Raw genomic sequence first — 21194 nt, 5'->3', positions numbered from 1 at the left:
AAAGAACTATCTTAATTACGTTAAATTTTGTTAATTATGTACCAAGCATTTAAAAATACTTTAGTTTAGCATTTCTTATATTTAAAATTGACATTATTATTTATTAACCTATCTTTGCAGGATGTTTAAAAACAAGAGCTTAACCGTACTAAGCTTATTTATATTATTTACAATTGTTTTTACTGGATGTAAAAGCAGATTTGAAAAGCTTAGAGAGAGTACAGATGTTGCTAAAAAGTATCAAGAAGCGATACGTTTATACAACAAAAAAGATTACTCTAAAGCTTTAGTTTTATTTGATGATTTAGTACAACGTTACAGAGGAAGGTCAGAATCTGAAGATTTATATTACTATTATGCTTATACAAATTATCAATTAAAAGATTTTTTATCTGCAAGATACCATTTCAAAACATTTGCAGACACCTACCCTAGTAGCCCAAAAGCAGAAGAATGTAGGTTTTTAGCAGCTTATTGTTTTTATTTAGATTCTCCAAATTTCTCTTTAGATCAGGACAACACTTACAAAGCTATTGAGTCTTTACAATTATTTATAAACTTGTATCCAAAAAGTGAACGAGTGGCTGAAGCTAGCGAGTTGATTTCTGACTTAAGGGGTAAATTAGAACAAAAATCTTACGAAAACGCTAAACTGTTTTTAGATATAGGAGATTATCAAGCGGCTGTTATCGCATTCAGGAATTCTGCAAAAGATTTTCCTGACACTAAATATGCGGAAGAAATGGAATTTTTAACCATACAGTCTCAATATTTATACGCTAAAAATAGTTTAGAAATTAGACAAGAAGATAGGTACAATGAAGCTATTGACGAATATGAAAGATTTGTTGAAAGACACCCAAAAAGTATTTATTTAAAACAAGCAGAAGCATTAAAAGAAGCTTCATTAAAAGGTATAGAAGTAACAAAAGAGATATTAGCGAGCTATTCGGGATATAAAAAAGAGCAAAAAGATGAACAATAAAGAAAATGTTAATAAACCAACTGTTGCAAGTACAACAGTTACAAGAGACTTAAGACTTTTAGACGTTGAAACTCAAAATGTATATGAGTCTTTAGTTGTGATTAGCAAAAGAGCTAATCAGATAGCAGCTAATTTAAAAGAAGAATTACATGGTAAATTAGCAGAATTTGCAAGTTCTAATGACAATTTGGAAGAAGTTTTTGAAAACAGAGAGCAAATTGAAATATCTAAGCATTACGAAAGAATGCCAAAGCCAACATTAGTTGCAATTGATGAGTTTTTACATGGTAAAGTTTACCATAGAAATCCTTCTAAAGAACAAAACTAATTTGTTCTATATTTGAGCATGAGTGAAATGCTTAAAGATAAAAATATAATTCTTGGCGTTTGCGGCAGTATTGCGAGTTACAAAGCAGCAGAACTTGTTAGGTTATTTGTAAAAGCTGGTGCAAACGTTAAGGTTGTGATGACAAAAGATGCTATATCTTTTATCACCCCTCTTACCCTTTCTACCCTTTCTAAAAACCAAGTTTATAGTACTTATTACCATGCCGAAACTGGGGTTTGGAATAACCATGTAGAACTAGCTTTATGGGCAGATTTAATAATCATAGCTCCAGCAACAGCAAATACTTTAGCTAAATTTGCAAACGGTATTTGTGATAATCTTTTAAGTGCAGTTTATTTATCTGCTAAATGCCCTGTTTATCTGGCTCCTGCTATGGATTTAGATATGTGGAAACATCAAAGCACTCAAAATAACATTAGCACCTTAATTAGCCATAACAATACCATTATAAAACCAAATGATGGTGAATTGGCAAGTGGCTTATACGGAGAAGGCCGGCTAGCAGAACCTCAAGAAATTTTGAATTTCATATCTGAAAAAACAAACCAAAAACTCCCATTAATAGGAAAAAAAGCCCTAGTTACAGCAGGCCCAACTTATGAAGCAATAGATCCTGTAAGGTTTATTGGTAATCATTCATCAGGTAAAATGGGTTTTGCGATTGCAAACGAGCTAAAAAATCTTGGTGCCGAAGTGGTTTTAGTTAGTGGCCCAACAAATTTACAAATTCACAACAATATTAAACTTGTTAACGTTACTTCCGCTGATGATATGTTACAAGCATGTTTAGCCGAATTTGATGATGTTGATATTTGTGTAATGAGTGCAGCAGTTGCAGATTACACTCCGCAAGAAGTTGCAAACCAAAAAATTAAGAAAAACACTGATGACTTCTCAATAAATTTAAAGAAAACAACAGACATTCTTTATACTTTAGGACATAGTAAAAAACACCAAATACTAGTTGGTTTTGCTTTAGAAACCAATAATGAAGAGGAAAACGCAATTAAAAAAGTAAAGAAAAAGAATTTAGATTTTATTGTTCTAAATTCTTTGAATGATGAAGGTGCTGGTTTTAAAAATAACACCAACAAAATCACAATAATAGATAAAAATTTAGCTAAAAAAACATTCGATTTAAAGTCTAAAGAAGCAGTTGCTAAAGATATTTGCGAACAAATTATATTCTTAATATGAAAAAAATAATTCTTGTTGTTCTATGTTTTTTTTCTTTGCAAACCTATGCTCAAGATTTGAATGTTAGGGTTCAAATTCTATCTCCTCAAATTCAAAACACTAATAAAAGACCTTTGGAGGCCTTACAAATTGCTATTACAGAATTTATTAATAACAGAAAGTGGACTAATTTTGAATTGAAATCTCAAGAAAGAATTGATTGCAATTTAGTGATTACAGTTAAAAATTGGGACGGTGGAAGCAACTATCAATGTGAAGCGCAATTATTGAGTAGTCGCCCTATTTATGGCACTACATTTAACTCAAGTGTTTTAAGTTTAAATGACAAAAATTTTGATTTTAACTATACCGAAGGGCAACCATTAGATTTTTCTGACCAAAACTATTTGAATAACTTAAGTTCTTTATTGGCATTTTACGCTTACGTAATTGTAGGTTTAGATAGTGATACTTTTAGTAAATTAGGAGGCACAGACTACTACACCAAAGCTCAAACTGTTTTAAATAACGCCCAAAATGCTTCTTTTCCGGGTTGGAAAGCTTTTGAAAATTTAAGAAATAGGTATTGGCTAATTGAAAATTTAAACAATAAAAGCTTTTTACCAATTAGAGAAATTTTATACAGTTACCACCGCCTAGGCTTGGATGTAATGAGTGAAGATTTGAATAAAGGTCGTAAAAACATTGGTGATGCTTTACCAAAACTCGCCGATTTAGATAAACAAAAACAAGGTTCTATGTTAAACCAAGTATTTTTTTCGGCTAAAGCTGATGAAATTATAAACATTTTTAGTAAAGGAAACCCAATGGAGCGGGCTAAAATTTACAATTTAATGGTTGATGCTGACCCCGCAAACACTTCAAAATACGAAGAATTAAAAAAGATTAAATAAGGTTTTTTAAACCTTAATTTTTAATTTTAAACTTCAATTTTTAATCTCTAAAATAAATATGCTAAGCAGATTGCTGATAAAAAACTACGCCTTAATAGATAATTTAGACATTAGTTTTGATAAAGATTTGAATATAATTACAGGAGAAACTGGTGCTGGAAAATCTATAGTATTAGGTGCTTTAGGTTTAATTTTAGGTCAAAGAGCAGAAGGAAAATACTTTTTTAATCAGCAGAAAAAGTGCGTGGTTGAAGGTTTTTTTGATGTTACTTCTTATTCTTTAAAACCTTTTTTTGAAGAAAACGATTTAGATTACGATAACGAAACTGTTTTAAGGAGAGAAATTGCTTTAGATGGTAAATCAAGAGCTTTTATAAATGATACTCCTGTAACTTTAGCCGTATTGAAGGCTTTAGGTCAGCAATTAATTGATGTGCATTCCCAACATGCAACTTTAGAAATTAATAATGCCAATTTCCAATTATTGGTTGTTGATGTAATGGCGCAACATGATGTTTTATTAAATGATTATAAAAAGCAATTTCAATCTTATAAAAAAACTCAGCGACAGTTAAAAGCATTGCAAGAAGAAACTGAAAAAGCAAAAGCAGACCAAGATTATTTCCAGTTTCAGTTTGACGAGTTAGATAGTGCAAACTTAGTTGCTGGCGAACAAAATGATTTGGAAATTGAATTGAACAGTTTAACCCATGCTGAAGAAATAAAAAAGAACTTACTATCAGCAAACTATTTAATTACTGGCGGGGATGATGATGGCTTATCTAAGCTTAAAGAAGCTTTGAATCAAATACAAAGTATCGAGAAATATCTGCCAGAAACTTCATCACTAAGCGAACGCTTAAAAAGTACTATAATTGAAATTAAAGATATTGCTGCTGAATTGGAAAGCTTAGAACAAGCAACATCATTTAATGAAAACAGGCTAAATGAGATTAACGAGAGATTGAGTTTGAGTTATGCTTTGCAAAAGAAACATCGTTTAAATAATAACGAAGAATTAATAGCACTTAAAAATGAATTATCTGATAAATTGAATAAGATTTTATTTGCTGATGAAGATTTAATAAAATTAGAAAAAGATTTATCCATTACAGAAATTGATTTATTAAAAAAAGCTACTGAATTAAGTTTAAATAGAAGTAAAGTTATTCCGGTTATAGAAAAAAACGTTCTTAATACTTTGGCTCAAGTTGGAATGAACAATGCTCAATTAAAAATAGAGCAAATCAATTTACCAAATAAACAATTAGATGTTACCGGAATTGACCAGATTAAATTTTTATTTAATGCAAACAAAGGGCATCAATTAAACGAGCTAAATAAAGTTGCATCTGGTGGAGAGTTATCAAGGCTGATGTTAAGTATAAAATCTTTAATTGCCAAAAAAGCGGCTTTACCAACCATTATTTTTGATGAGATTGACACAGGTGTATCGGGCGAAGTTGCAAACAGCGTTGGAAATATAATGCAAGAATTGGCAAAAGACATGCAAGTAATTACCATTACGCATTTGCCACAAATGGCAAGCAAGGGGCAAGCGCATTATTTTGTACATAAATTAATTAAAAACGATTTTACTTATACTCAGATTAAAAAATTAGATACAGAAGAGCGTGTTTTAGAAATTGCAAAAATGTTGAGTGGCGAAAACCCAAAAGAATCTGCTTTGCAAAATGCGAGAGAGTTGTTGCAGAATTAATTTCTGTAAAAAATAAAATAATGACAAATCAAAAAATATGGCTTACAATTTACTAAAAGGAAAAAGAGGTATCATTACCGGCGCTTTAGATGCAAACTCTATAGCTTGGAAAGTAGCTGAAAAAGCACATGAAGAAGGTGCTACATTTGTGCTAACTAACGCCCCTATTGCTATGCGAATGGGCGAAATCAATAATTTAGCAGAAAAAACTGGCTCAACAATTATACCGGCTGATGCTACCAGTGTTGAAGATTTAACAAATCTATTTACGCAAGCACAAGAAATTTTGGGTGGTAAAATAGATTTTGTTTTACACTCAATTGGTATGAGCGTTAATATCCGTAAAAAAATTCCTTACACAGAATCTAATTACGACTACTTTTCAAAAGGTATAGATGTTTCTGCAATGTCTTTACATAAAATGTTGGCAGTTGCTAAAAAAATGGATGCCATTAGCGAGTGGGGAAGTGTTGTTGCATTAACCTATATGGCGGCACAACGCACCTACCCTTTCTATACAGATATGGCTGATATTAAGGCCATGTTAGAATCTATTGCCAGAAGCTTCGGTTACCACTATGGCGTTGATAAAAAGGTGCGTATCAATACAGTTTCACAGTCTCCTACTCGCACAACTGCAGGTTCAGGAATTAAAGGATTCGATAATTTCTTCGACTTCGCAGATAAAGTAGCTCCTTTAGGAAATGCCGATGCCGAATCTTGTGCTGATTATTGTATCACATTATTTTCTGATTTAACCCGAATGGTTACCATGCAAAATCTTTTTCATGATGGAGGTTACTCATCAACAGGTGTAAGTATGGAAGTAATGGATAAAATGGGCGAATAGTATCAGTTTTAATTAAAGTATAATAAAATAAATTATGCTGCCTCTATTTCCGAGAGACGGCTTTTTTTAATCTTTCCTTTTAAATTAGTTGATTGCATTCACACCGTGTAAACCAATTAAAAATCAATGATTTACCACAACTTGTGATTACCAAATAAATATCATACCTTTGCGCCCGGTTTAGCGATGTTGCTAAACCTTATTAATTATCATGAACCCATTCAATGAATTGGGGATCCGTGAAGATATTGTTAATGCGATAACCGAGTTAGGTTTTGAAAACCCTACTCCGATACAGGAAAGTGCCATTCCAGTATTGTTATCAGGCAGCAACGATTTTGTCGGATTAGCCCAGACAGGAACCGGAAAGACCGCCGCATTTGGTCTTCCACTTTTAGAACTAATAGACTACAAGAAAAATTTCCCTCAAGCTTTAATTCTTTGCCCAACACGTGAACTTTGTTTACAAATAAGCAACGACGTTAAAAATTATGCAAAAAACCTTCCTAATGTAAACGTGGTAGCAGTATATGGCGGTGCCAATATTGTAAACCAATTACGTGACATTAAGAGAGGAGTTCACATTGTTGTAGCTACCCCAGGTAGAATGAAAGACATTTTGAACAGAAAAGCCATCGATTTCTCAGAAGTTAAATACGTTGTTTTAGACGAAGCTGACGAGATGTTAAACATGGGTTTTCAGGAAGATATTGATGAAATTTTATCAACTACTCCAAAAACTAAAAAAACCTGGTTATTTTCAGCTACCATGCCTCGTGAAGTAAGAGCTATTGCTCAAAACTACATGACTGACCCGAAAGAGTTAACAATGGGAACAAAAAACACAGGTAACGTAAATATTGAACATGAGTATTACATTGTTAAAGCTCGTGATAAATATGCTGCGTTTAAACGTATTGTAGATTATAATCCAGATATATTTGGTATTGTTTTCTGTCGTACAAAAATTGAAACTCAAGAAATTGCTGAGTCTTTAGTTAAAGATGGTTACAATGCCGATGCATTACACGGAGATTTATCACAACAACAACGTGATAAAGTAATGAAACGTTACCGTGATAGAAGCTTACAGCTTTTAATTGCTACTGATGTTGCTGCCCGTGGTATTGATGTTAATGAAGTTACTCACGTTATTAATTATTCTTTACCAGATGAGATTGCTAACTATACGCACCGTAGCGGACGTACTGGTAGAGCAGGAAAATCTGGTATTTCTATTGCGATTATCAATTCTAGAGAAACTGGTAAAATTCGTCAGATAGAGAAACAAATTGGTAAATCTTTTACTAAAGCAGAAGTACCAACAGGTTTTGATGTTGTTGAGAAACAATTATTTGGCTTGATACATAAAGTACATAATGTAGAGGTTAATGAAACTCAGATTGAGCAATACTTACCACGTATAATGGCCGAGTTTGTAGATTTGAGCAAAGAAGACATCATTAAACGTTTTGTTTCTTTAGAGTTTAACCGCTTTTTAGATTATTACAAAGGTGCTAGAGACTTAAATGCTGGCGCTGATGATAGAAACAGCGAACGCGGTGAAAGAGGAGAACGAAGTGAAAGAGGCGGACGTGGTACTAGCGAAGGTTTTACTCGTTTATTTATAAACTTGGGTGCTGTTGATGATTTTACAAGAGGTGATTTATTAGGTTACATTTGTAATAACACAGGTATAACTGGCCGTTCTGTAGGTAAAATTGACATGAAAGGTGTTTTCTCTTTCTTTGAAGTAGAAACCGAATTTGTAGAAAAAGTAACTGAAGCTTTTAAACCAATTGATTTTCACGGACGCGATGTAAGAATCGAAGTTTCTGGTGACGCACCAGAAGGCGGAGAAAGACGTAGTAGCAGTGGTGGCGAACGCAGAAGCGGAGGCGGTGGCTACGGTGGTGGCGAACGCAGAAGCGGAGGTGGCGAACGTAGAGAAAGAAGTAGTGGTGGTGGATACGGTGGTGGCGAACGCAAAAGTGGCGGAAGCAGAGAAAGAACTGGTGGTGCAGGTGGAAATAGCGGTGGTGGATTTAGAGATTTTTCTGGCAAACGCAGAGACGATAAAAAAGACGGCGGTAGTAACCGTGGTGGCGGATACGGCGGCGGTGGCGGACGTAGAGGCGATAGATAAGTTTATTCTATTATTATTTTTATATGTAAAGGCTTCGGATTAATTTCTGAAGCCTTTTTTTTTAAATTTTATTTTAAGCTATTTCTATAAGATTTATAATTTTAAAGGTATAAATTTTTAATCCATATAATTTTTAGCAGTTAAGTTAAATTAAATTGATGATATCGTTTTATAAAAAAATAATCTAGCTTAATACTTTCAAAATTAAAGACATAAAAAAAGTCTTGATGTTTTAATCAAGACTTTTTTAGAAAAACATTGTTTATGCAAAGTTCTTAACGCTTCGTATTTCTTCATAAAGTTCAATAACTTTCTTTTGCAAGTCGATAACTTCTAAACCTCTTTCATGCAATTGCTTAGAAACAACCTCTAAATCAGAAGCATTTTTAATCTCCTGCTCAGGGTCATTATAGGTTAATAATTGAACAATGCTCATATCAAACAATGCTGAAATTTGCTCTAACCTTGATAAATTAACATCAGTAATTCCGGTTTCAATTTTCGAGAATGCTGGTATTGAAATATCCAATTGTTTAGCAACATCTTCTTGGCTCCATCCCTTTTGATGTCTTAGTAACCTAATTTTTTTTCCTAATAACTTCATTTTATCCTATCCTTAAATTCACACTCAAACTATATATAAATAATTGAGAACGTTAAAATTATATTTTTATTTACCCGTAAAGAAAAGATTTTGCTAATGTAACTAAATCAATACCTCCAAAGGTGCCAGAACTCATCATTAATAAATTATTGTCTGACGATTTAAACGTTTCAATATATTGCTTTATTTTATCCGTATTGTCAAAAAATTTAAGTCCTTCTTTGTTAAAAGAGTTAAATACGTCATCCTCTGTAAAAGGTTTCATGTTTTTTTGAACAAACGTTTTTTTATCTATAAACACAATAGCAATTTCTGCGCCATTCATTGTTCCATCGTATTCTTTTAAAAAATCTTCATTCAAACTACTAAAAGTGTGCAACTCAATGCAAGCAATCAGTTTCCTATTTACAAACTGTTCTTTAACAGCGTCAATTGTGGCCTTTAATTTAGACGGAGAGTGTGCAAAATCTTTATAAACAACAGATCTATCTGTTTCTCCAAGCTTTTCAAGCCTTTTTGCTGCACCAGTAAAAGAAACTATAGCAGTATAAAAGTCTTCCTCATTTATTCCCGCTTCTTGGCAGGCAAACCTTGCAGCTGTTAAATTCATTAAATTATGTCTCCCAAACACATTTAACGCTATCAGCTTATTTTCAAAATTTAAGGAAGTAATGCCGTTTTCTATTTCAAAAGGAGGAGTATGATAAGCTATGCAATTTAAATTTTGTTTGAATTTATGATTTAAAACTAAATCTTTTAAAACCTCATCTTCCTCACAATAAATTAGCGTTCCTTTGTCTTCAATGGTATCTATAAAAATATCAAACTGTAATTTATAACTATCAAAAGTTGGAAAAACATTGATATGATCCCATGCAACACCACTTATAATTCCAACATGTGCGTAATACAAATGAAATTTTGGCCTTCTATCTATGGGCGAAGCTAAGTACTCGTCTCCTTCAATTACGATTAAAGGAGCATCTGATAACTTAACCATGTTTTCAAAACCAGCTATTTGTGCACCAACTAAATAATCAAAATCTTTTTTGTAATGATTTAACACATGCAAAATCATTGAAGTTATAGTTGTTTTACCATGACTACCACCTACAACAATACGTTTTTTGTTTAATGACTGTTGGTAAATGTATTCGGGATAAGAATAAATTGGTAAACCTAATTCTTGCGCTTTTAAAAGCTCAGGATTATCAATTCTGGCATGCATTCCTAAAATTACGGCATCAATATCTTTGGTAATGTTTTCCGGAATCCAGCCTTCTTGTTTAGGTAAAATACCACTCTTTTGCAACCTTGTTTTAGACGGCTCATAAACAACGTCGTCAGAACCACTCACATTAAATCCTTTTAAATGCAATGCAATAGCTAAATTATGCATGGCTGCACCACCAATAGCAATAAAATGTACCCTCATCTCTTAGTTTTTTATAAATCTAGCGGCAACCCATAAATCTGTTTTTTTATGGCTTACATAATTTAAACCGTATTTATTAGCTTCCTCTTCAATCATTTTTAAATCTGGAGACTCGTAAAAACCACTAAAAAATATTTCACCTTTTGCTGATAATACCTCAGCATACGTTTCAATTTGGTCTAATAATATATTTCTGTTTATGTTAGCCAAGATAATTTCAAATTGTTGTTGAGGAATTACTTCTTTAGAGCCACAAAATGCATTTAAATTATTGATTTGATTCAATTCCGCATTTTCTAAAGTACTTTCATAACAAACTGAGTCATTATCTATGGCAACTAAAGATTGAGCACCTAATTTACTTGCCAAAATTGCTAAGATTGCTGTACCACAACCCATATCTAAAATGGTTTTATCAGCTACATCTGTCTCTAACAAATATTCCATAATCATGGCGGTTGTTTGGTGATGTCCTGTACCAAAAGCCATTTTTGGGTCAATTATAATTTCATGTTTGAAAGCAGGTTTAGGTTGATGAAAAGTTGCTCTAACATAAACCTGATCCTTAATTTCAATAGGTTCAAAATTACTTTCCCAAACCTGGTTCCAATTTTCTTGCTCCACATCGTTAATTATAAAAGAAAAGTTTATACTGCAATTATAAATACCTATTGTGTTTTGTAATTTAATTTCGCTGTAAGCATCTTCTGTAATATATGCTTTAAACCCTTCTTCCGTTTCTTCAAATGTATCGTAATCAATTTCACCAAGGGCAGCTATTAAAATATCTTTTTGATAGCTTTCATCACTTAAAACAGTGAAAACAAGTTCTTTATAATTCATGCTTTTAACTAAAAATTTACACACCAAATTACAACAATTTTATGTGGATTTTAACGGGCTTTCGATGTAAATCTTTTCTTTGGTAATGATTAGATGATGATTTGCGAAAAACTGATTGTTAAAAATTTTTCTCAGATATTTCTGATTAGTTTCTCCCTAAGATTCCGCAAATTACCGTACAATAATATCTTTATAAATCTGTGACCTATACGTACTCAGTGGTAAGCAACTCCCGAAAATTTCAAAAATCACCACAGATTTCTATCAATCTAACTCTTTAACCTCAGTGCGCTCTATGATAAAAAAACAACACCATAAATCCTCGAGAAATTGTTGCACAAAAATATCTATTATATTTAGCTGAATAATACAATTACCTACAAAAAGGCCCAAATCAAAACTTTAAAGCTTCAATTTAGGCCTAAATATAATTTCAAAAAAGCTTAGCTATTAAAAGCTTTAGCTATATCCACAAAATCTCTCGATTTTAAAGAAGCGCCACCAATTAATCCGCCGTCAATATCTGGCTGAGAAAATAATTCATCAGCATTTTTTGGGTTACAGCTACCACCATATAAAATAGAAGTTTCTTGTGCAACTACATCACCATATTTAGCTGCAATTTCTTTACGGATAAAAGCATGAATTTCTTGTGCTTGGTCTGAAGAAGCTGTTACACCTGTACCAATGGCCCAAACTGGCTCGTAAGCAATTACTAATTTGGCAAAATCTGCTGCATCTAAATGGAAAGTCCCTTCTGCTAACTGAGATTTTACAACATCAAAATAAGTTCCACCTTCACGTTCTGTTAAAGTTTCGCCAATACAAAAAATAGGCTTCAAATTACTTTTTAAAGCAGCGTCTGTCTTTTTAGCTAAAAGCGCATTGTCTTCGCCAAAATATTGTCTTCTTTCTGAGTGACCTAAAATCACATATTCTACACCAATAGACGCAAGCATTGAAGTTGAAATTTCACCAGTATATGCTCCAGCAGTTTCTTGATGAGCATTTTGCGCACCAACACTTACTTGCTCATATCCTTTGCCTAAAGCTGTTAAACTATGTAAATGTATGTAAGGAGCACAAACTATCACTTGTTGGTCGCCTCTTACTTCGTCTTTTACCATATTAATTACCTCAGAAAAAAGAGATAATCCATCGGTATAATCTTTATTCATTTTCCAGTTTCCTGCTACAATTTTCTTTCTCATAATTTTAAAATCTTCTATATTGTTCTGTAAATTCAAATATGTTAGTTAGTAAATTTCTTTCAATATCATCAAATATCTTTCCTTTACGTTCAAAAACCTTAGTTACGGTTTCAAACATTTTATTTAGGCTGTAAACTTCAAAACCATGCGCACCACCCCAAGCAAAATCGGCAACAAAATTACGCGGAAAACCTGCACCAAACACATTTGCCCCTACTCCAACCACAGTTCCTGTATTAAACATGGTATTTATACCACATTTGGCATGGTCGGCCATTATTAAACCACAAAATTGTAAACCTGTTTTACGAAACCGTTGGGTTTTATAATCCCAAAGTTTCACTTCTGCATAGTTGTTTTTAAGGTTAGAATTATTGGTATCCGCACCAATATTGCACCATTCACCAAGCACAGAATTACCTAAATAACCCTCGTGTCCTTTTGATGAGTTACCCCAAATAACAGCGTTATTAATTTCACCTCCTACCCTACAATTAGGGCCAATGGTTGTAGCTCCGTATATTTTAGTACCTAATTTAATTTGAGAATTCTCACATAATGCTAAAGCGCCACGTATGTGCGACCCTTCCCAAACCTGACTATTTTTACCTAAATATATAGGTCCATTTTTGGTATTAAAAGTACAACATTCTGCTTCTACACCTTCTTCTACAAAAATGTCATCACCAATAATGGTGTTGGTAGTATTTAATTTAGCAGAAGTTCTTCCTTTGGTTAAAACTTTAAAGTCAGCTCTTAATGCAGTATCATTAAATTTAAAAATATCTTCTGGAAAGGTGATTTTCAAAAAGGGATTTTGGTATTCAATGATATCAAATCCAGTTAAATCATTAAAATAAAACCGATTTTGATTGCTTTTAACAGCAATACAAACATCATCATTAACTAATGCTTGTCCATCGCTTAAACCACTAATAGCAGCTAACAAACTTGCATCTGGGCAAACCGAACCATTTATAAACAGTTTATTTTCTCCTTCAATTAAAGGAAATTTATCTTGTAAGTAAGTTTCTGTAAGATATCCTACTTCTGATGGGAAATGAAAAAGCCACTTCTCAGAAATTTTCATAATCCCGATACGTAAATCGGCAACGGGGCGAGTATATGTTAAAGGAAGTAATGATGTTCTTGATTGGTCATCAAAAAAATTGATTGTCATACTGCAAAAAAACAAAAAAAGTCCCGACTAACAAGACGGGACTTTAAAATAATTATATTTTTTCTTAGATTATTTTTTAGCGTAACGCGTTTTGAATTTATCAATACGTCCTGCTGTATCAACTAACTTCATTTTTCCTGTATAGAAAGGGTGTGAAGTATGTGAAATCTCTAATTTTACTAATGGGTATTCGTTACCGTCTTCCCACTTTACAGTTTCGTTGGTGTTGATACAAGATTTAGTAATAAAAGAATATTCATTAGACATATCTTTAAAAACTACTAATCTATAATTCGATGGATGCAAATCTTTTTTCATGCTATTTCTTAATTCTTTCCCTAATTTTTAGAGGTGCAAATATAGTAAATAAAAAACACTTTCAACAAGAATTTTGTTTTATTTTTTACTAGCCAATGTGATAATCCTATTTAAAACTTCATCTAACTGATTAGCCGCAGTTTCTAAATAATTCAAATACTCTAAATCAAGATCACAGTTGTTAATTTTAATTAAATCTACCAATCCTAAAATAGAACTTAATGGCCCTCTTATTTCATGTGCATGCGTCCAAGCAATTTTCACTAAAGCCTCGTTATTTTTAACAGATAAATTTAATTCTTTATTTAATTCTAAAACATGACTAACTTGTTTACCTAATATTTTTAAATGTTCTATTTCTTCTTCGGTTATTATTCCCGGTTTTAGGTCATAAACACATAAAGTTCCGATATTGTAACCATCATCCGAAACCAAATTAGTGCTTGCATAAAACCTAACTTTAAAATCACCTGTTACAACAGGTAAGTCTTTAAATCGATCATCTTTAGTGGCATCTTCAACCACCATAATTTCATTTTGAGCAATTGCATGTGTGCAAAAAGATGTGGCTCTTGGCATTCTAGTCAACTTAACTCCCTCACTAGCTAAAATAATTTGCTCGTCCTTATCCATTAAAGAAATTAACGCAATTGGCTTTCTAGTTAAAAACGAAGCCAGTTTAGTAATGTCATCAATTTCTTTATCTACATCAAACATCAGGTATTTATTCACAGCTTTTAACCGCTCAATTTCTAAATTACTCATGGAATTACAATTTCTTGACATAGCTCAATTAACACGCCAGTAGTTGTTTTTGGATGCACAAAACATATTAACTTATTATCAGCTCCTTGCTTAGGTTCTTCGTTAAGCAAAACAAAACCTAAATCTTTTAACCTTTGCATTTCGGCATAAATATCAGCTACAGCAAAAGCAATATGATGTATGCCTTCACCTTTTTTATCAATAAATTTCGAAATAGTACTATCCGTGTTTAAAGCGTTAAGCAATTCTATTTTTGATTCTCCAACTTTAAAAAAATGCGTGGTAACGTGTTCACTAATTACTTGCTCTGTTTTATAAGGTTTTACGCCTAAAAGCATTTCGTAAAGTTTAGACGCTTGCTCTAAATCTTTAACCGCAATACCTATGTGATCAATCTTTTCCATATTGCTTCAAAATTGCATTTTAATGACCAATTTACCTATACCTTAATAGACATTATCTATGAGTGCTCCAAAAGTTTTTTCTTACATTTGTACTCATAATTAAGATAAATCTAAATAAGATGTTACAAACCCCTATATACTTAGACAATAATGCAACCACTCCTTTAGATCCTAGAGTATTGGAAGCAATGTTGCCTTACTTTACCGAAAAATTTGGAAACGCTGCAAGTAGAAATCATCCTTTTGGCTGGGCTGCTGAAGAAGGCGTTGATTATGCTCGTGAACAAGTAGCGAAATTAATAGGCGCATCAGAAAAAGAAATTATTTTTACATCTGGTGCTACAGAATCTGACAACCTTGCTATTAAAGGTGTTTACGAAATGTACAAAGAAAAAGGTAATCACATTATTACTTTAACTACAGAACATAAAGCCGTTTTAGATGCTTGTAAGCATTTAGAAAAATTAGGTGCAAACATTACTTATTTGGATGTTGAATCTGATGGTTTAGTTGACTTAAATAAATTAGAAGCTGCTTTTACAGACCAAACCATTTTAGTTGCTATTATGTATGCCAATAATGAAATTGGTGTTATACAACCGGTAAAAGAAATTTCTGCTTTAGCACATAAATATGGGGCTTTATATTTTACTGATGCCGTACAGGCAGTTGGTAAAATACCAGTAAATGTAATTGAAGACGGAATTGATTTATTGGCTCTTTCTGCACATAAAATGTACGGACCAAAAGGCGTTGGTGCTTTATATGTTAGAAGAAAAAACCCAAGAGTCAAAGTTACGTCTCAAATGGATGGCGGTGGACATGAACGTGGAATGCGTTCAGGTACTCTAAACGTACCTGGTATTGTTGGTTTAGGTAAAGCTTGTGAGCTTTGCTATAATGAAATGGAAGAAGAAGCTAAAAGATTATCGGCACTTAGAGATAAATTGGAAAGCAACTTAACTGTTTTAGAAGAATCTTATGTTAATGGTAATGTGGCGCACAGACTGCCACATACTGCAAATATTTCTTTCAAATATGTTGAAGGTGAGGGATTAATGATGGCAATGAAAGATATGGCTGTATCATCAGGCTCTGCTTGTACGTCTGCTTCTTTAGAGCCATCTTATGTGTTAAAAAGCTTAGGTTTATCTGATGATTTAGCCCATTCCTCTATCCGTTTTGGATTAGGAAGATTTAGCACTGAAGAAGAGGTTGACTTTGCAATTGAAAACACTTTAAAAGCGGTTAATCATTTAAGAGAATTATCTCCGCTTTGGGAAATGTTTAAAGAAGGCATTGATCTTGATTCTATTGAGTGGGCAGCACACTAAATAGATTTGAAGATTAATAATTGATTTGAAAATTTGTGGATGCTTTTATATAAGCGCAGATTGAAAATTAATTAATAATTGATGAGGTAAGAAAAATCAATTCATTAAGAATTTGATTAAAATTTAAGATTAAAATAATAAAATATAAAGACATGGCATATTCAGATAAAGTAATAGATCATTATAGTAATCCAAGAAACGTTGGTACGCTAGATAAATCTAAATCAAGTGTTGGTACTGGTTTAGTTGGCGCACCAGAGTGTGGAGACGTTATGCGTTTACAAATTGAGGTTGACGAAAACCACATGATTACTGATGCAAAATTTAAAACATTTGGTTGTGGTTCTGCAATTGCATCTTCTTCTTTAGCTACAGAGTGGTTAAAAGGAAAATCAATTGACGATGCTTTGGCAATTGACAACATGGACATTGTTGAAGAATTGGCTTTACCGCCAGTTAAAATTCACTGTTCTGTATTAGCAGAAGACGCTATTAAATCGGCAATTAACGATTACCGTGTAAAAAACGGAATGGAGCCTATTGAATTGGAGAACTCACATCATTAATTGTATTGCGATATGAGTAAGGCGTATTGCGACTTTGCAAATAACGCTATACTCATATCGCAAATCTCAATACTTTAGAAGATGGTAACAATAACAGATAAAGCGAAAAGCAAGATAGAAGAGCTGATGAAAGACGGGGGATTAGATGAATCTTATTTCCTACGTGTTTCTGTTAAAGGCGGAGGCTGTTCTGGTTTGTCCTACAATATGGATTTTGATAATGAGACCCAAAAGGGAGATCAGGATTTTGAAGATAAGGGAATGAAGATTGTTTTAGACATGAAATCTTTTCTTTATTTAGCTGGCACCGAATTAGATTTTTCTGATGGATTAAATGGTAAAGGATTTAACTTTGTAAATCCAAATGCTTCGCGTACTTGCGGTTGCGGAGAAAGTTTTTCGGTTTAAAAAATATTTTTAAATAATTTACAAAGGGCATCTTAAAAAGATGCCCTTTTTGTTTTTATTGCATAAATAACTAATATTGCTATCTGATTAAGTGCCAAAAACCTCATTTTAAGATGAATAATATCTCAGAATTAACTACTGTTCCGCAATTATTAAGAAACGTAGTACAAACTATACATTCGCCAGAAGACACTTTTTTAATTAGAAAGGTTAAAGAAAATTGGGAGGAAATTTCATTTAAAACAACTTTAGAAAATGCTGATGCCATAAGTGCATACTTTTTAGAAATTGGTATAAATAAAGGAGATAGGATTGCTTTTATTATTGATAATTGCCCAGAGTATGTTTATTACGACCAAGGTTTACAGCAAATTGGTGCAATTAACACGTCAATATACCCTACCCTTTCCGAAGCAGAAATTGAATATATTTTATTAGATGCTGGAGCCAAAACGATTTTGGTTGGAACTCCATTTTTACTAAAAAAGATTTTAAAAATCGCAAACCACTGTCCAGATTTAATTAGGATTATTCCAGCTTTTGAAGATTTTAATAAGATAACTTCAAACTCAAAGATAAATGCAGGAATTATTGGCTTATCAGATCTAATTAAAGAAGGTAACAATGCATTGCCAAAATACGCTGACGAAATTAATAAAAGACGTTCTTTAGTTCATTCGTCTGATATTTCTGGTTTAATTTATACATCAGGCACTACAGGAACTCCAAAAGGGGTAATGTTAACACATGCTAATTTTGTAGAAAACGTTAAAGTTTGCTTACAACAAATTCCTGTTATTGGTAACCATGAAACATTTTTATCATTTTTACCGCTATCGCATGTTTTTGAACGTACCGCAACTTACCATGTTTGTTGCACTATGGGTTGTAAAATTGCATTTGCACAAAGTTTAGAACTTTTGGCAAAAAATATGGGCGAGGTGAAACCAACAGTAATGTCATGCGTTCCTCGGTTATTAGAGAAAATACATGATAAAGCTATTAAAGGAGGAACAGCAGCTGGCGGTACAAAAGCCAAAATTTTCACTTGGGCTTTAGCAATTGGAAAAGAATATCGTGAAATTAAAGAAGCAGGAAAAAAACCAGGTTTTATTATTAGTGCGCAACATAGCATTGCTGAGAAATTAGTATTTAGTAAAATTAAAGAGAAAACGGGTGGAAGGCTAAAGTTTATGATATCTGGTGGGGCAGCTTTACCTAAAAATGTTGGGGAGTTTTTTGGCGATTTAGGTATTAAAATTTTAGAAGGTTTTGGTTTAACAGAAACCTCTCCAGTAATGTCTGTTACAGAATATCACCGCCAAGTTTACGGTACCGTTGGCAGGGTTATACCAGGAATTGAAGTTGGAATTCAGGATGTTGAGACTAAAAAATTCATCAACATACAAACTCATGATACATTTAATGAAGATTTTGTGTGCGAAGAAGGCGAAATTTGTGTGCGTGGACATTGCGTAATGAAGGGTTATTGGAATAAGCCAGAAGAAACTGCGGAAGTTATTGATACCGATGATTGGTTTCATACGGGCGATGTTGGAAGGTTTTACAAAGGAAATTTACAAATTACCGATAGAATTAAAAACATGTTGGTAAATGCATTTGGCAAAAATATTTATCCTACGCCTGTAGAAAATACTTATTTAAAAAGCCCCAAAATTGAAAGTATATTTTTAATTGGTGATAAAAGAGAGTACGTAACTGCTATTATTACCCCAAGTAGAGAAACGCTTCAAGAAACTTTTAGTTTAGAAGATGCATTTTTTGAAATGCCTGATTTATTTATTGAAGATGAAAACATCATCAATTGGCTTGCTGATGATATTAAAAAATTCTCGCCAGAATTAGCCAAATTTGAGCGCATAAAGCATTTTATAGTAAAAAGAAATCCGTTTACTATTGAAGAAGGAGATATTACACCAACAATGAAACCAAAGAGAAAGGTAATAGAGAAAAAATATCTTACCTACATTGATGAAATGTACAATACAGCCGTTGAAGCAGATTAATTAAAATTTAAGCTCTTTTTTTAAGGATAAAAAAAGATATTTGCCAAAAAACAAAATGGCATCTATAAATAAGCAAAGAAGCTTTATTGGATTAATTTTTTTTATTATTGGCGTTAGTTTTGCCAGTTGGGCATCCCGTATCCCAAATATAAAAGCAAATTTTAATTTAAACGATGCAGAATTAGGCTCTTTATTGATTTTAATGCCTATCAGTTCTTTTATCAGCCTACCCTTTTCTGGCTGGTTGGTATCTAAATTTAATAGCCGTAAACCGTTAATCATTTCAGTTATTGTTAATGCTTTTTCTTTAATACTAATTGGGAATTCACATTCTTTACCACTATTGTTATTAGGTATATCTTTATTTGCTTTTACAACCAGAACATTAAACCTTTCATTAAATACCCAAGGTGTAAATCTTCAAAAGCAATTTGATAAAAACATTTTGGGCACATTTCATGGATTATGGAGTGCTGGCGGAATTGTGGGCGCTGCTTTAACCACATTACTGTTAAACTACAATATTCAAATTGAACTGCACTTATTTGCTATTGCTTTATTGGTGATAGCTTGTTGTGGCTTTGCTTATCCGCACTTAATAAAAAATGATAAGCCAGAAAGTGGAAATAAGCTAATTGTAGGAAAACCAGATCCCTATATTTTTAATTTAGGTTTAATAGCATTTTGTGCTGCCGTTTGCGAAGGTGGTATGTTTGATTGGAGTGGAATTTATTTTAAAGAAGTAATTGATACCCCAATTTTCACCTACGGCTACCTTACTTTTATGACTTTCATGGCTGCTTTCAGGTTCCTATCAGGAAGTATAATTGCTAAAATTGGAATGAAAAATAATTATATGCTGAGTGCTTTTTGTATTTTAACAGGTATTAGCTTAGCTGTTGTATTTCCGAATATTTATTGTGGTTTAATTGGCTTTGCACTGATTGGTATTGGCACAGCGTCTGTTGTGCCTATGACTTATGCTTTAGCTGGTAAATCAAAAAAGTATTCATCAGGAATGGCATTATCTATTATTACCACTTACACCATTTCTGGGATGCTAATTGGTCCACCCTTAATTGGCTACATATCTCATGCTTTTAATTTAAGAGTTTCTTTTATTTTATTTGCCGTAGCCGGATTTATGATTTACCCCATATCTCAACTTTTATTTAAACGGTTTATACATCCGCAAGAAAATAATTAGTACTTTTTGACATTCTAAACTTTATCAAATTTAAATGGAACAAAACAAAGCTTTACCCCAACTAACTAGTACAGAAATTAGAGTTTTAGGTGCTTTAATGGAAAAAAGCAAAACTACGCCGGATTATTACCCAATGACTTTAAATGCTTTAACGCTGGCATGTAATCAAAAAAGTTCGAGAAAACCAGTTGTTGAATATGATGAAGAAACTGTTGTGCTGGCTTTAGATAGTTTAAAAAAGAAAGGTTTAACCTCAACTGCAACTGGCGGAAGCAGTAGAGCAACAAAATACAAGCATAACTTTGCCATTGTTTTTCCGGTGGTGCCTTCACAGGTTGCAGTAATGTGTTTGTTTTTTTTAAGAGGTGCACTAACTCCAGGAGAAATTAACAGTAACTCTGGAAGGTTATATGAATTTGAAAGCTTAGATGATGTGCAAGAAGTTTTAGAACAACTTGCAAACTCTGAAACACCATTTATTTTACAACTACCCAAAAGAGCCGGACAAAAAGAAGCTAGATACGCTCATTTATTTTCGGGCGAACCCGACATGAGCTTTGAAGACGATACAGTTGCCGAGCCAGCTAGAAAATCTGTTGGAGAATTAGAGGCTAGAGTTGCTACTTTAGAAGAAAACTACGCTTTATTAAAAGCAGATTTTGATAAACTGATGAAGGAGTTATTAGGTTAAATTTGTTTTTGGCATTAAAATGGTGCGAAGCGAGAAAACAATAATCATTATTTAATACGTT

21 protein-coding genes are annotated in these 21194 nt (G+C 32.8%); 13 read left to right on the top strand and 8 right to left on the bottom strand.

What is annotated here, in order from left to right:
• Positions 1-121 precede the first annotated feature (121 nt).
• From ACFSSE_RS15940 to ACFSSE_RS15910, 7 genes are all read left to right on the top strand, one after another.
• Positions 122-985 (top strand): outer membrane protein assembly factor BamD, encoded by an 864-nt coding sequence (locus tag ACFSSE_RS15940; protein ID WP_379041347.1) that lies wholly within the window; start codon positions 122-124, stop codon positions 983-985.
• A complete protein-coding gene (locus ACFSSE_RS15935) occupies positions 975-1313 on the top strand; it encodes a DNA-directed RNA polymerase subunit omega (protein WP_379041346.1) in 339 nt (112 codons plus the stop codon). The genes ACFSSE_RS15940 and ACFSSE_RS15935 overlap by 11 nt, the downstream gene beginning before the upstream one ends.
• Before the next feature lie 27 nt (positions 1314-1340).
• Complete coding sequence (coaBC, locus tag ACFSSE_RS15930) at positions 1341-2531, top strand: bifunctional phosphopantothenoylcysteine decarboxylase/phosphopantothenate--cysteine ligase CoaBC (RefSeq protein ID WP_379041345.1); 1191 nt, start codon at positions 1341-1343, stop codon at positions 2529-2531.
• Positions 2528-3424 carry a type IX secretion system protein PorD gene (gene porD / locus ACFSSE_RS15925; RefSeq protein WP_379041344.1) on the top strand — a complete coding sequence of 299 codons (897 nt, stop codon included), beginning with the start codon at positions 2528-2530 and terminating at the stop codon, positions 3422-3424. The genes coaBC and porD overlap by 4 nt, the downstream gene beginning before the upstream one ends.
• Positions 3425-3482: 58 nt before the next feature.
• Positions 3483-5144, top strand: coding sequence for a DNA repair protein RecN (gene recN, locus ACFSSE_RS15920; RefSeq protein WP_379041343.1), 1662 nt, complete (start codon positions 3483-3485; stop codon positions 5142-5144).
• Positions 5145-5181: 37 nt separating this feature from the next.
• Positions 5182-5994 (top strand): enoyl-ACP reductase FabI, encoded by an 813-nt coding sequence (locus ACFSSE_RS15915; RefSeq protein ID WP_379041342.1) that lies wholly within the window; start codon positions 5182-5184, stop codon positions 5992-5994.
• Between the two features lie 211 nt (positions 5995-6205).
• Positions 6206-8140: a DEAD/DEAH box helicase gene (locus tag ACFSSE_RS15910; protein ID WP_379041341.1), complete on the top strand. Its 1935-nt coding sequence runs from the start codon at positions 6206-6208 to the stop codon at positions 8138-8140.
• Between the two features lie 262 nt (positions 8141-8402).
• Here the strand turns inward: ACFSSE_RS15910 and ACFSSE_RS15905 are convergent, their stop codons facing one another.
• The 8 genes from ACFSSE_RS15905 to mce form a co-directional block, all read right to left on the bottom strand.
• Entirely contained in the window at positions 8403-8744 is a 342-nt protein-coding gene (locus ACFSSE_RS15905) for a helix-turn-helix domain-containing protein (protein ID WP_379041340.1), read from the bottom strand.
• A gap of 70 nt (positions 8745-8814) precedes the next feature.
• Complete coding sequence (locus ACFSSE_RS15900) at positions 8815-10179, bottom strand: UDP-N-acetylmuramate--L-alanine ligase (RefSeq protein ID WP_379041339.1); 1365 nt, start codon at positions 10177-10179, stop codon at positions 8815-8817.
• 3 nt (positions 10180-10182) lie between these two features.
• Positions 10183-11022, bottom strand: a complete 840-nt coding sequence (gene prmA / locus ACFSSE_RS15895; protein ID WP_379041338.1) for a 50S ribosomal protein L11 methyltransferase — start codon at positions 11020-11022, stop codon at positions 10183-10185.
• A 443-nt stretch (positions 11023-11465) separates the two neighbouring features.
• Positions 11466-12233 (bottom strand): triose-phosphate isomerase, encoded by a 768-nt coding sequence (tpiA, locus tag ACFSSE_RS15890; RefSeq protein WP_379041337.1) that lies wholly within the window; start codon positions 12231-12233, stop codon positions 11466-11468.
• Between the two features lie 4 nt (positions 12234-12237).
• Entirely contained in the window at positions 12238-13413 is a 1176-nt protein-coding gene (locus ACFSSE_RS15885; protein ID WP_379041336.1) for a putative sugar nucleotidyl transferase, read from the bottom strand.
• Between the two features lie 69 nt (positions 13414-13482).
• On the bottom strand, positions 13483-13731 hold the full coding sequence (locus tag ACFSSE_RS15880) for a type B 50S ribosomal protein L31 (RefSeq protein ID WP_017259259.1): 249 nt from the start codon (positions 13729-13731) through the stop codon (positions 13483-13485).
• Between the two features lie 78 nt (positions 13732-13809).
• Complete coding sequence (locus ACFSSE_RS15875) at positions 13810-14496, bottom strand: GAF domain-containing protein (protein WP_379041335.1); 687 nt, start codon at positions 14494-14496, stop codon at positions 13810-13812.
• Positions 14493-14900 (bottom strand): methylmalonyl-CoA epimerase, encoded by a 408-nt coding sequence (mce, locus tag ACFSSE_RS15870; protein ID WP_379041334.1) that lies wholly within the window; start codon positions 14898-14900, stop codon positions 14493-14495. Before mce ends, ACFSSE_RS15875 begins: the two co-directional genes overlap by 4 nt.
• A 119-nt stretch (positions 14901-15019) precedes the next feature.
• On the opposite strand from mce, the gene ACFSSE_RS15865 reads away from it, so the two are divergent.
• The 6 genes from ACFSSE_RS15865 to ACFSSE_RS15840 all read left to right on the top strand — a co-directional run bounded on the left by ACFSSE_RS15865 (position 15020) and on the right by ACFSSE_RS15840 (position 21133).
• Positions 15020-16234 (top strand): IscS subfamily cysteine desulfurase, encoded by a 1215-nt coding sequence (locus ACFSSE_RS15865; protein WP_379041333.1) that lies wholly within the window; start codon positions 15020-15022, stop codon positions 16232-16234.
• A 152-nt stretch (positions 16235-16386) separates the two neighbouring features.
• A complete protein-coding gene (gene iscU, locus ACFSSE_RS15860; RefSeq protein ID WP_379041332.1) occupies positions 16387-16800 on the top strand; it encodes a Fe-S cluster assembly scaffold IscU in 414 nt (137 codons plus the stop codon).
• Positions 16801-16881: 81 nt separating this feature from the next.
• On the top strand, positions 16882-17208 hold the full coding sequence (locus ACFSSE_RS15855; protein WP_379041331.1) for a HesB/IscA family protein: 327 nt from the start codon (positions 16882-16884) through the stop codon (positions 17206-17208).
• A gap of 113 nt (positions 17209-17321) precedes the next feature.
• Positions 17322-19235 (top strand): AMP-dependent synthetase/ligase, encoded by a 1914-nt coding sequence (locus tag ACFSSE_RS15850; protein WP_379041330.1) that lies wholly within the window; start codon positions 17322-17324, stop codon positions 19233-19235.
• Between the two features lie 55 nt (positions 19236-19290).
• Complete coding sequence (locus tag ACFSSE_RS15845; RefSeq protein ID WP_379041329.1) at positions 19291-20442, top strand: MFS transporter; 1152 nt, start codon at positions 19291-19293, stop codon at positions 20440-20442.
• 34 nt (positions 20443-20476) lie between these two features.
• On the top strand, positions 20477-21133 hold the full coding sequence (locus tag ACFSSE_RS15840; protein ID WP_379041328.1) for a YceH family protein: 657 nt from the start codon (positions 20477-20479) through the stop codon (positions 21131-21133).
• The last annotated feature ends 61 nt before the right edge of the window (positions 21134-21194 follow it).

The sequence above is a fragment of the Pedobacter alpinus genome (assembly GCF_042684645.1).
Taxonomy (GTDB): domain Bacteria; phylum Bacteroidota; class Bacteroidia; order Sphingobacteriales; family Sphingobacteriaceae; genus Pseudopedobacter; species Pseudopedobacter alpinus.
The sequence above is the reverse complement of the archived record's forward strand: the minus strand, read 5'-3'. Positions and strand labels throughout refer to the sequence as shown.